The organism is Paenibacillus apis, from assembly GCF_018333295.1.
Classification (GTDB): Bacteria; Bacillota; Bacilli; order Paenibacillales; family Paenibacillaceae; genus Fontibacillus; species Fontibacillus antibioticophila.
Genome location: NZ_BORS01000081.1, coordinates 1 through 255, shown reverse-complemented (window position 1 = coordinate 255; position 255 = coordinate 1). Strand labels below are relative to the sequence as shown.

The window sequence follows — 255 nt, the reverse complement described above, 5'->3', positions numbered from 1 at the left end:
GCATTCCGCCTGGGGAGTACGGTCGCAAGACTGAAACTCAAAGGAATTGACGGGGACCCGCACAAGCAGTGGAGTATGTGGTTTAATTCGAAGCAACGCGAAGAACCTTACCAGGTCTTGACATCTGGATGACCGGTGCAGAGATGTGCCTTTCCTTCGGGACATTCAAGACAGGTGGTGCATGGTTGTCGTCAGCTCGTGTCGTGAGATGTTGGGTTAAGTCCCGCAACGAGCGCAACCCTTAACTTTAGTTGC

Annotated in this window: 1 rRNA gene; it reads left to right on the top strand. The window is 52.5% G+C overall.

Going from position 1 to position 255, the window contains the following annotated elements:
- Positions 1-255 (top strand): 16S ribosomal RNA (locus KI362_RS25420); the annotation flags it as partial.